This window comes from Escherichia sp. E14V7, from assembly GCF_004212225.1.
In the GTDB taxonomy this organism is placed as follows: domain Bacteria; phylum Pseudomonadota; class Gammaproteobacteria; order Enterobacterales; family Enterobacteriaceae; genus Escherichia.
The window spans coordinates 91,105-102,210 of record NZ_RHJJ01000026.1 but is presented as its reverse complement, the minus strand read 5'-3'; the positions used below and the strand labels follow the sequence as shown (position 1 = coordinate 102,210).

At 48.5% G+C, this 11,106-nt stretch carries 8 protein-coding genes and 1 pseudogene; 7 read left to right on the top strand and 2 right to left on the bottom strand.

Annotated elements, in window-relative coordinates:
- The coding region (locus D9741_RS22745; RefSeq protein ID WP_130219597.1) for a pyridoxal-dependent decarboxylase at positions 1-408 on the bottom strand (408 nt) is incomplete at its 3' end.
- 591 nt (positions 409-999) lie between these two features.
- On the opposite strand from D9741_RS22745, the gene D9741_RS22740 reads away from it, so the two are divergent.
- The gene (locus D9741_RS22740; RefSeq protein WP_130219595.1) at positions 1,000-1,551 is read left to right on the top strand and encodes a tyrosine-type recombinase/integrase; all 552 of its coding nucleotides are present in this window, start codon (positions 1,000-1,002) and stop codon (positions 1,549-1,551) included.
- Here D9741_RS22740 and D9741_RS22735 read toward each other — a convergent pair.
- Entirely contained in the window at positions 1,548-2,390 is an 843-nt protein-coding gene (locus tag D9741_RS22735) for a helix-turn-helix transcriptional regulator (RefSeq protein WP_130219593.1), read from the bottom strand. The two genes, D9741_RS22740 and D9741_RS22735, sit on opposite strands and share 4 nt — an antisense overlap.
- A 150-nt stretch (positions 2,391-2,540) precedes the next feature.
- Here D9741_RS22735 and D9741_RS22730 point away from each other — a divergent pair, with 150 nt between their 5' ends.
- The 6 genes and pseudogenes from D9741_RS22730 (at position 2,541) to tibA (ending at position 11,099) form a co-directional block, all read left to right on the top strand.
- Complete coding sequence (locus D9741_RS22730; protein ID WP_130219592.1) at positions 2,541-3,203, top strand: tyrosine-type DNA invertase; 663 nt, start codon at positions 2,541-2,543, stop codon at positions 3,201-3,203.
- A 366-nt stretch (positions 3,204-3,569) separates the two neighbouring features.
- A complete protein-coding gene (locus D9741_RS22725) occupies positions 3,570-4,034 on the top strand; it encodes a CaiF/GrlA family transcriptional regulator (protein ID WP_130219590.1) in 465 nt (154 codons plus the stop codon).
- Positions 4,031-4,648: a LuxR C-terminal-related transcriptional regulator gene (locus D9741_RS22720; protein WP_130219588.1), complete on the top strand. Its 618-nt coding sequence runs from the start codon at positions 4,031-4,033 to the stop codon at positions 4,646-4,648. The genes D9741_RS22725 and D9741_RS22720 overlap by 4 nt, the downstream gene beginning before the upstream one ends.
- Positions 4,649-4,969: 321 nt before the next feature.
- Positions 4,970-6,190, top strand: a complete 1,221-nt coding sequence (locus tag D9741_RS22715; protein WP_130219586.1) for an autotransporter strand-loop-strand O-heptosyltransferase — start codon at positions 4,970-4,972, stop codon at positions 6,188-6,190.
- Positions 6,183-7,493: pseudogene (locus D9741_RS23730) on the top strand (AIDA repeat-containing protein); the annotation flags it as partial. The gene D9741_RS22715 and the pseudogene D9741_RS23730, both read left to right, overlap by 8 nt.
- Positions 7,491-11,099 (top strand): autotransporter adhesin/invasin glycoprotein TibA, encoded by a 3,609-nt coding sequence (gene tibA / locus D9741_RS22710; protein WP_276319977.1) that lies wholly within the window; start codon positions 7,491-7,493, stop codon positions 11,097-11,099. The pseudogene D9741_RS23730 and the gene tibA, both read left to right, overlap by 3 nt.
- The last annotated feature ends 7 nt before the right edge of the window (positions 11,100-11,106 follow it).

Here is an 11,106-nt window from a genome sequence, read left to right as displayed (position 1 = left end):
CGCCATCCCGCCGAGCATACAGGCCTCGGAAGAACCAATGGTGTTGGTGCCAACGGCCTGGCCGTTTTTCGGTGCAGGCGCGTGCCACAGGTCAGCAACCATATTTACACAGCGCAGGTCGATGGCTGCGGATTGCGGATATTCTTCTTTGTCGATCCAGTTTTTATTGATCGACAGGTCCATCAATTTATGGACATTTTCGTCGTCCCAGGTCTGGCAAAAAGTTGCCAGGTTCTGACGAGCGTTACCGTCGAGAAATAATTCATCATTGATAATTTGAAATGCGACATCATCACGCATTTCATGCAGCGGAAAATGTTTCGATTCAGCGATGGTGGAAATAGATTTTGTACCAAAACGTGAATCGAGAAGTTCCGACCTTAAATCCGTTACTTGCTTCTTATCCATTTCAAACTCCTTAAAATGATTGGATCGCAATAAAAAAGTAGGATTTATCGATAAAGTAAGCAAGCTCAATGGTCTGGGTTTTAAATAACAAAATCCTAATCTTGTTTGGTTTTTGACAATAATTGCATTATGTTTTTTTAAGTAAAAACAAAAGGATGAGAAATATACTAATGATAATTTCGATCTTTTTAGCGTTATTTTAATGTGTTTTTTACCTGCCGTTATTATCACGTAAAAATTAGCCAATAAAATATCATTATTAGTTAGTGGTTAATTTTTTGAACGTTTTTAAAGATTATCGAATAAAAAAGAGATAATTACCAGAATCCCCGCCAACATTGTTGACGGGGTAATTTGTTATTTCGGCAGTAATACTACGATATAGGTAACAGCGTGAAGGAGTTGTTGCCCTGGATGTAAACTGATTTTTACCCTACGTGTCATATGGACGTTCACTTATTATCTTTGAAGGCCAGGCAAGATAACGTCAATACGGCGTTGGGGATCGTTTACACGCCAACTTCCGAAACTGATAAGTCTTCCTTTTAATTAATAGTGTAAAATTCAGGTATAACTCTGACAGGAGGAAATATGCGTAAATACATCACCAGCAGCGAATGGGCGCTTTTCTTTAATGCTATAACGGGTACGCGAAATGAAATCCGTGATAAAGCATTGCTACATATAACTTACATTCATGGACTTCGCGTCAGTGAGTTGATAGACCTTAGACTGGGAGATCTTGATATGACTGAAAAAATTGTTTTTATTAGGCGTCTGAAAAATGGATTATCAACTTCACATCCATTACAGCCAGAAACAATAGAATTATTGCAACGCTGGTTCCTGATTAGAAAAAGATACGCTAAAGGTAGTCAGGATGATTATCTTTTTCTGTCAAGCCATGGAAAAAAAATTTCCAGACAATGGATTTATAAACTCTGCGCACGATATAGTCAGCGTGCGGGTCTGAGAATTAAGGTTCATCCGCACATGTTGCGTCATGCCTGTGGTTATGCTCTTGCTAATCAGGGACTGGATACCCGTCTGATTCAGGATTATCTGGGTCACAGGAACATTCATCATACTGTACTGTATACGGCCAGTAATCCAGGTCGTTTTCATCGGGTCTGGCGCAGTTAAATTTTTACGCAAGGAGTGAGGAATTGCATATCCATAATATTTTTATTATCTGTTCTGTGAAATAGTGTATATATAGGTCCTCTTTTTAAAACACATTTATTAATACACAGCGCCCCCATGGCATCATATATATGAAAATCAAAAATCTCTTTGTATGTCCCAGTAAATTTCTGGCTGGCATATAAACCATCAGGAAGAAGTGTCTCTGGCAGGGAAAAACTGTTTATTTCTTTAAAAGTATAAATTAATTCAGAATCTGTTTCTCTGGAGGGTATCATTTCACCTGAAATCATAAAATCAGACATTTCATTAACAGGATCATAAATTGATACTATGGACTGAAAAAGGTTACGGTTATAAATAAAATGATCGCCGCTCTGGGTATGGATAAAGTCCATTCCCAGATTCACAGGCATTTTAAGGTTTGGAACAGAAGGATGATTGCCCTCAGCTATCTCAATCATTCTGAATTTTGTGCACAGTGTGGTTCTGTACAATACGGGCTGGGCATACTGCATATCCCAGGCATCCGCATTGCGATACTGTACTGGTGACACCTTGAACTGTTGCCTGAAAGCACGGGAAAAAGCCTGGGGCGAACTGAACTCATACATTAGTGATATATCTGTTATCCGGCGACTGGTATGACGCAAAAGTAAAGCGGCAAGTGTTAGTTTTCTGCGACGTATGTATTGCGCCACACTGATCCCCGTTACATCCTGAAACAGTTTGTACAACCAGCGTTCTGAATAGCCTGAACGTTCAGCAAGAACTTTTACTGACAGTGAGCTGTTCAGATTCCCTTCGATAATTCCCGCCAGTTGCTGGATTAAATTCATTTGCTATACCTGTGGGTCCATGCCAGTTGACTGTTCTTAAGAGCAATCGGTGTTTTATTCTGCTTTCCTGACTTTAGCACGTTTAGCCATAGCCTGATGGGGTCATCGTGTCACTCTTGAATGCTCTGTTTCATCTGACCGGAGCCATTAATGTCTTCCCGAAAATTTCTTACTCACCATGAAGTCAGCCTTTTGATACAGGCGGTGCTGAAGGGGCGCCACCCGGAACGTGATGCCTGCATGATTCTTCTTGCTTTTATCCACGGACTCAGGGTCAGCGAAATGCTTTCGTTACGTCTTGCTGACCTTGAGCTCGAGTCCCGAAAACTGTGCGTCCAGCGCCTGAAAAACGGCTTCAGCACCGTGCATCCCTTACTGACTGAAGAAGTACAATGTATCAGGAACTGGCTCAAAGCCCGGGAAACTATGAAATTACCTACAACAGAAGAAGAGAGGGACTGGCTGTTTATTTCCAGATCAGGGCGTCCGCTTACCCGTCAACGATTTTATAACTTGCTGGCTGAAGCAGGAAGAAATGCCGGGCTGGCTGTTGCTGTCCATCCACATATGCTGAGACATGGGTGTGGTTACGCGTTGGCTGATAACGGCATCGATACACGCCTGATTCAGGATTACCTGGGACACCGGAATATCAGGCATACGGTGATTTATACAGCTTCAAATTCGGCCCGCTTTGAACGGTTATGGAAGCCGTCAAAAAGGGCGAAAAAGCAACTTTTTGACCCAAACTGTAAACTGCCTGTATTGCGGTTGCAAATGTTAAAAAACACATGTTATGCAAACAACAATTAATTAAAGATCATTTGATTTAAATCAATAAAACCCCCGAATCAATTCCCTTCTGTAACAATATGGCATTGATGTCTGTCAGTTTTCTAAATTTTCCAAAACTCCATCAATAGTATAAATAGCCAAAAATATCACATAACTAAGAAAATAAAACCAGACAAAAACAAAAATTTAGTTTTTTAATCCAATGTTGTCAAAATGGGTCATTTTGACAACAACAGATCCTCTTCTTGTGCACCTGTACTGCGCGTTACTCAGCACTGATAACCCGACACAAGCGGCAACAGATGTCTGTTGTCATTATTGGGGGGAGGGATGTCAGTGCTTCTTAATTCATACTTCTGACGGAGAGATATTCAGGTGGCGGGTATGCCTGAGAGACGCAGACGAATAAAGAGACATTTTTTCTGTCCTGAGTGTGTTCAGGACATGCAGGCTCGACCACTGTATATCATCGTGACCTTCTGGGGGATGCGAACCGGCAGGTTACTGACAGTTGAGGCGGTCAGCCGGGAGTTTCATATTCCCCAGAGAACAGCAAAAGATATTCTGTATTACATTGAGCACGAGGGACGAAACCATATCCGCTGCAGGCGCTTTATACAGAACGAACCGACAACGGGACGAAGACGCGCCCTGCGGATCCTGGATATACAGGATCCGCAGGAAATCCCGGCCAGTTCAGGAGCAAAACTGGATGTTCAGTTGGAACCTGTTGCCCCCGCAGCAAAGCAGTCACTCAGGCCACAGACAAAATTTCAGAAACTACGTCAGTGGATGGTATCGAGAAAACAGAATGAACAGGCTCCTCAGGAGCTGACAGAATACGGATGAAACAGATATTTTTGATGAGTCAGTGTCAGTACACCCGCCTCGGGCTTTTTGCAGTGATGGAAAGTGCCGGGCAACATGCTGTTCAGGTTATTTCCGTGGAAACACCGGAGCAGATTGTGTCGCATATTCTGTCTGACAGACACCTCCCCGGGAAACAGCGTGTCATTGTGGTAGATCTCACCTGCCATGAGTCATCAGTGACTGTGAGGGCGCTGTGGTTTTTGTGGAATCTGTCAGTCATTTATTCTGAACGCCACGAACTGAGAGGGACTCCATGCATTTTAATTGGCCATCAGGGAGGGCAGAATAATATCAGATATCCTTTTACCTGGATTTCTCCGTCACAAAGCTTTCATCAATTGAAAAATATTTTTCTGCGCATTCTGGCCGTGCCTTCTCGCTATATAAGTAGTGGGTATAGATTTCAGCGTTTAAGTGCTAATGAGCGACATGTGATAAATGCACTTCTTGGCGGTGAAACTGTAAGTGATATTGCAAAGCGTATGCAGATACATTACAGCAATGTGTGTTACTACCGACAAAAGGCGATATTTAAAATCGGTCTGAGAAACCGGAATGATATTGCATGGATTATGAACAGGACGTTTTTGTAAGCGCTGTAACAGTACGTACTGACCGGATACACTTCCGAAATTGATAAGTCTTTCCGCACGTAAACTGTAAACTAACTCCTGCGCGTAGCCGGAAGTAATGCAGAGAGCATTTCATCGGCAACGACTAAAGTCGTTTTAACTATAATGGAATGCGCGAGGTATGACATCGTGAGAATGTCATATGTGAACTCATCTCTGCTATTACAGAAGAATATCAGAACCGTGCGATGGGTGTTACTCATCATAAGAAAGACACTTCAGTTATATTTTTAGCGTACTCATCGTGCTTTTCAACGCTTATATATTTTTGAAGGTGAAAATATGTCAACGCTGAAGAATACATTTTTTATCCCTCCGCCTGATACGCCAACGCAGGCAGGGCCTGAAAATATTTTTTATGACTTTAATGATGGTGCACGTGTATTGCTTCCTGAAGGGAAATGGCACGTGCGTCTGCTGGATGCGGATTCAGAAAATATTCTTTTCTGCTGCGATGTGGATAAAGGCTGGGTAACCAGCAGTAAGAAATATTTCGTGCGCTTTCGCATTCAGGTATTCCGTCAGGGGGAAGAAACGCCTCTGCTGGATGAAACCCTGAAATTAAAAGACCGGCCTGTACTGATTTCATTCCCGACCGGGACGCTGGGCGATTTGCTCGGCTGGTTTCCTTATGCGGAACGCTTCAAGTCCCTGCATAAGTGCCGTCTGGAATGCACGATGTCGCAGGACATTATTGATCTGCTGGCGCCTCAGTATCCGCAGATACAGTTTTCCACGCCGGATAAGCCGCGCACGGTGGCGCCTTATGCCACGTATCGCGTGGGGCTTTATTTCGGTGGCGATACAAACAATCAGCCGGTGGATTTTCGCAAGGTCGGTTTCCACCGTTCTGCAGGCTACATTCTGGGCGTTGACCCGCGTGAAGCCCCCGTCCGGCTTGACCTGTCCGCGCCCCGGGTTATCCAGGAGCCTTATGTGTGCATCGCCACACAGTCCACCTGTCAGGCGAAATACTGGAACAACGGCACTGGCTGGAGTGAGGTCATCGCACACCTGAAATCACTGGGTTACCGGGTGCTGTGCATTGACCGGGACGCCCACTATGGCCAGGGCTTTGTCTGGAATCACATCCCGTGGGGAGCCGAAGACTTTACCGGCAAGCTACCGCTGCAGGAGAGGGTGAACCTGCTGCGGCATGCCAGTTTCTTCATCGGCCTGCCAAGCGGTCTGTCATGGCTGGCCTGGGCTACCGGTATTCCGGTGGTGCTGATAAGTGGCTTCAGCCTGCCCAACAGCGAGTTTTATACCCCATGGCGGGTATTTAACTCCCATGGTTGCTACGGGTGCTGGGACGATACATCGCTGAATTTTGACCACCACGATTTTCTGTGGTGTCCGAGACATAAAAACACTGACCGGCAATTTGAATGTACTCGGCTGATAACTGGCGCTCAGGTCAATGGCGTCATCAATAAACTTCACCGTTCTTTAACTGAACAGGGTGTTGAGGACACTCTGGAGAAAGGAGTAAGCAATGAATAAGGTTTATAACACTGTCTGGAATGAATCCACAGGGATGTGGGTCGTTACCTCAGAACTGACCCGTAAAGGAGGTCAGCGCCCCCGGCAAATCAAGCGTACCGTGCTGGCAGGGCTGATTGCCGGCCTGCTTCTGCCATCACAGCCTGCGCTGGCGGCAGTCTATGACAATCAGACAATTGGAAGTGGTGGAACAAGTACGACGCTGAATATCTTCAGTGGTAGCAGTGCCACGGGTACTGTTATTAACAATAGCGGCTATTTGTGGATCGATACTGGCGGCAGTGCCACGAGTACCACTATTAACAGTGGCGGGAAGCAGTATGTCTCCACGGGTGCTATCGCTACTGACACTACCGTTCACAGCGGTGGTGAGTTGATGGTTTACACCGGAGGTAGCGCTGTTAATGTTATTCAGAACAGCGGCGGTATTATTGCAGCGAACACCAGTTCTATCCTCAACGGTAACAATACTAACGGCAGCTTCAGTGTTGCAGGAGGCAGTGCAAGCAATATGCTACTGGAGAATGGTGGTTATCTCAGGGTATTAAATGGGCATCAAGCCAAAGATACGACCCTAAACAGCGGTGGGAGTCTGCTTGTCGAGAATGGTGGCAGTGTCATGAATACCACCATTAACAGAAGTGGGCAGCAGTTCGTCTCGGGCGGCGGCAGTGCCACGAACACCACAATTAACGGTGGAAACCAGCATGTTTCCAGCGGCGCCAGTGCCACGAACACCACAATTAACGGTGGAAACCAGCATGTTTCCAGCGGCGCCAGTGCCACGAGTACCACTATTAACAGTGGGGTGCAGCGTGTTAATAGTGGCGGCAGCGTGACCGCTACAATAGTCAACGGTGGGTATCAGGCTGTCTACGGCAGTGCTACTGACACCACCATTAACAACGGAGGTGAGCAGGCTGTCTCCAGTGGCGGAAGCGTAACGAACACCATCATTAACAGCGATGGATTCCAGACTGTTTACAGCGGCGGTAGCGCCACTGGCACTACCATTCATAGCGGTGGTTCGTTGGTGGTGTTCTCTGGTGGGAGTGCTGTTGCAATTACTCAGAACAGCGGCGGCGCCATTAGCACTGACACTGACTCTTTCATGAATGGCACCAATGCTAAGGGTAGCTTCAGTATTGCCGCAGGCAGTGCCAGCAATATGCTGCTTGAGAACGGAGGCTCCCTTACGGTAGTCAGCGGACATAAGGCCAGTGATACGACGGTCGGCCAAGGCGGGGATATGTATATTAAGTCAGGCGCCAGCGCTACCGATACGACAGTTGACAATGGTATTCAGACTGTTGACGGGACAGTAGAGAATACCACCGTTTACGGCGGAACCCAGACTGTCAATGTCGGAGGGAGTGCCATTAACACTATCCTTAACCGAGCCCTGCAGTTCGTTAGTGGCATTGCAGATAAGACAATTCTCAATGATGATGCTAAACAGGCGATCTATGCAGGAGGAGTCGCCAGTAACACCACCGTTAACAGTAATTCTACCCAGACCATCTGGGCTGGTGCCAAAGCTACTGATTCAATCCTGAACACTGGCGGAAGTCAGGAAATTCTTACCAATGGTAGTGCAACCGGTACGACGATTGATGGTGGTCTCCAGAAGGTTAACGGTAGTGCAGACAATACCACTCTTAATGGAGGATATCAGGTGGTCTCTGCGGGAGGCGGCGCGAGTAACACCATTGTAAATGGAGGGGTGCAGCAAATTAAGTCAGGCGGCAGTGCCGCTGCTACTGTTCTGAATAGTAACGGAAGCCAGAATGTTTTTGCAGGCGGCAACGTCACCGGTACGACGATCGAGGGTGGCGTTCAGAATGTCAGCGGGAGCGCAGATAACACTACCATTAACGACGGCACCCAGATTGTCTGTACAGGAGGAACGGTTACTAACACTACTGTCAGCACTGGTGTTCAGGAGGTTCGTTCCGGGGGTACTGCAAGTGACACTACCCTTAACAATAAAGGTACTCAGAAGGTTTACGAAGGCGGTAGCGTGATCCGCACCACGATCAACAGTGGCGGTGTGCTGCAGGTGAGTGCCGGCGGTTCTGCCTCGCTGGTTACACAGAAAAGTGGGGGAGCAGTCGTAACTAATACCAGCGCCGTTATGGACGGGACTAACCAGAACGGCAGCTTCAGTATTGCCGCAGGCAGTGCCAGCAATATGTTGCTTGAGAATGGTGGTTCTCTCGCTGTACTCAATGGGCATCAGGCCACAGGTACCACTATTAACAGTGGTGGAGATGTGATAGTCGAGGGCATCGCTACTGGAACAACCATTAACAGCAATGGCTTACTGCATGTATCCAGCGGCGGTAGTGTCACTGGCACCATCGTTAATAACGGTGGCCGCGAGAATATCAATTCAGACGGCAGTGCTACGAGCACTACCCTTAACAGTGGTGGTGTCCAGGCTGTCTCCAGCGGCGGTGTTGCTACGAGCACCCTCGTTAACAACGGAGGCGTCCAATATGTCTACAGCGGCGGCAATGCGTTGAACGCCTCTGTTAATGACGGTGGGCGTCAGTTTGTCTCCAAAGGCGGTATTGCCATGGCAACTTCTGTTAATAGCGGCGGTCGCCAGTATGTCCGTATCGGCGGCAGTGCCACGGACACCGTAATTAACAATACTGGGCGCCAGTTTATCTCCAGCGGCGGCAGTACCACTAACACTACAATTAATTCCGGTGGGGGGCAGTATCTCTACGCCGGAAATGCCACGAAAACTACAGTTAACAACGGCGGACGCCAGTACGTCTCCAGTGGCGGCAGTGCCACTGACACAATCGTTAACAGTGGTGGACGTCAGCATGTTTACATCGACGGTAATGTCACAGAAACGATTATTACAAGCGGTGGCATGCTGCAGGTTGAGGCCGGTGGTTCAGCCTCTAAGGTTACCCAGAACATTGGCGGGGCAGTAGTCACCAATACCAGTGCATTCCTGAGTGGTATCAACGATAAAGGCAGTTTCAGTATCGCTGGCGGCAGTGCAGCCAATATGCTGCTGGAAAACGGTGGATACCTGACGGTGTTTGACGGTCATCAGGCCAGCGATACGATGGTTGGCAGTGACGGTACGCTGGATGTCCGCAGCGGCGGTGTGCTCTTTGGTACCACCACCTTGACTGATAAAGGGACGCTAGTCGGTGACGTTGTGACAAATGAAGGGGACCTGTATTTCCTCAACAACAGTGCTGCGACTTTCGCAGGCACCCTGACGGGGACCGGTACCCTGACGCAGGAAGGCGGTAGTACCCGTTTCAGCGGCCTGTTGTCTCAGGACGGTGGGATTTTCCTTAAGAGTGGCGGGGCCATGACGATGGATGCCCTTCAGGCGAACGCTAATGTGACGACACAGTCAGGTACCACCCTGACGCTGGATAACGGGACCATCCTGACAGGGAACTTTGCGGGAGACAACACCGGTGCAGGTGACATGGCGGTTAAAGGTGCTTCTGTCTGGCATCTCGATGGTGACTCCACTGTCGGCGCATTAACGCTGGATAACGGGACCGTTGATTTCCGTCCGTCAGCAACCACGCGTCTGACGCCAGCCTTCCAGGCGGTGTCGCTGGCGCTCGGGAGCCTGTCGGGTAGCGGGACGTTCCGGATGAACACGGATATCGCATCACATACCGGAGATATGCTGAATGTCGCGGGTAATGCCAGCGGTAACTTTGTGCTGGATATCAAAAACACCGGTCTGGAGCCAGTATCTGCTGGTGCGCCGCTTCAGGTGGTGCAAACAGGTGGCGGTGATGCTGCGTTTACCCTGAAAGGCGGGAAAGTCGATGCCGGTACCTGGGAATACGGCCTGAGCAAGGAAAATACCAACTGGTATCTGAAGGTTGATACTCCGCCTCCGGTTACTCCGCCGACTAACCCGGATGCAGGTAACCCAGGTACAGGTAACCCTGACGCAGGTAAGCCAGATGCAGGTACATCGTCGTCTCCGGTGCGTCGCACAACAAAATCGGCCGACGCAGTACTGGGCATGGCGACAGCACCGGCATACGTCTTCAACAGCGAGCTGGATAATCTGCGTTTCCGTCATGGTGATGTGATGCAGAATACCCGTGCACCAGGGGGCGTATGGGGCCGTTATACCGGGTCAGACAACCGCATTAGCGGCGGGGCCAGCTCGGGCTATACCCTGACCCAGAACGGTTTCGAAACCGGCGCCGATATGGTCTTTGACCTGAGTGACAGCAGTTTAGCGGTAGGTACTTTCTTCTCTTACAGCGACAACAGCATTAAACATGCCCGTGGAGGAAAGAGTAAAGTCGACAGCACCGGTGGTGGTCTGTACGCGACCTGGTTTGATAATGACGGCTACTACGTGGACGGTGTGCTGAAATACAACCGCTTTAATAATGAGCTGCGTACCTGGATGAGTGACGGCACGGCGGTGAAGGGCGATTACAGCCAGAACGGTTTCGGCGGTAGCCTCGAAGCGGGCAGAACCTTCAGTCTGAATGAGAATGCATGGGCGCAGCCATACGTGCGGACAACTGCATTCAGGGCGGATGAGAAGGATATTCACCTGAATAACGGTATGAAGGCCAAAGTCGGTGCGACCAAATCTCTGCAGGCTGAGGCTGGTGTGAAGCTGGGGATGACCCTTGACGTTGCAGGAAAAGAGGTCAAACCGTACCTGTCGGCGGCGGTGAATCATGAATTTTCGGACAACAACAAAGTCCGTATCAATGACACCTACGACTTCAGGAACGACATCTCCGGGACGACCGGGAAATACGGACTGGGTGTCAGTGCGCAACTGACCCCAAATGCTGGCGTCTGGGCTGAGGCTCGTTATGAAAACGGTAAACATACTGAGTCTCCGGTCACAGGCAGTGTCGGGTTCCGTTTTAATTTCTGAGACGTGT